This is a genomic window from Herbiconiux daphne, assembly GCF_024979295.1.
GTDB classification, from domain to species: Bacteria; Actinomycetota; Actinomycetes; order Actinomycetales; family Microbacteriaceae; genus Herbiconiux; species Herbiconiux daphnes.
Genome location: NZ_JANLCJ010000261.1, coordinates 1 through 836 on the forward strand (window position 1 = coordinate 1; position 836 = coordinate 836).

The following is an 836-nucleotide window of genomic DNA, read 5'->3' on the forward strand; positions in this document are numbered from 1 at the left end:
ATTCCAGTGCTGGACGATCCAGGCCATCGTGCCTGATACGCTGTTAGCGATGCCTGCGCATTCGCGTGCGGTGTTTGCCAGTGCGATAAAGTTAAGTTGTTCTGCGTTCATTGTCTTCGTCCTGTCGTAAGGGGTTGGTTTGTTGCTACAGGACGAACTATACAGGGGCTTTGATGAATGTGCAATAAAGTTTTTAAACTATTTTGCACATTCTGCTTTTCATGCTTTCTTCAGCCTGTAAATTGTCGATTTACTCAAGCCCGTAATGCTGGCGATCTCTTGCCATGTTTTACCGGCGGCGAACAATGGGCCCACGGTCGCGGCGTCGCCCTTGCTCGGTCGCCCGCAATGGATGCCCGCCGCCTGGGCGCGCTTGATACCGGCGCGGCGTCGCTCTGCCATGTTGGCAAGCTCCAGCTCTGCCAGCGCGCTAATGATCGTTTGCATCGCGCGCCCTGTGGGGGTGCTTAGGTCGAATCCTTCGCGCATCGATACAACCGCCGCGCCTTTAGCCTGCAATGCGTCGATTGTGCGCCGCACGTCTACCACGTCGCGCCCTACGCGATCCAGCGCCGTGATGATCACCGTATCGCCTGCGCGCACATACGCGGCAAGGGCGGCTAATCCTTCGCGCTTCAGCGCTTCCGTTGTGCCGCTGGTCGCGGGGTCTTCAAACCACACATCAATTTTATAAAGCGCGTCAATCTGCTGGCGCTGGTTCTCTGTGGTCTGGTCGTCTGTGCTTACTCGTGTGTAGCCAATATTCGCCATGTGCTTTCCTGTAGTCCTGAAAGGTTGTGTTTGCATTCTGGCACTAGTGCCATCAAATAACAATC

1 protein-coding gene is annotated in these 836 nt (G+C 55.3%); it reads right to left on the reverse strand.

Going from position 1 to position 836, the window contains the following annotated elements; all coding sequences use genetic code 11:
• Nucleotides 1–219 precede the first annotated feature (219 nt).
• On the reverse strand, nucleotides 220–836 hold a 617-nt coding region (locus tag N1032_RS24500; protein WP_259543120.1), incomplete at its 5' end, for a recombinase family protein.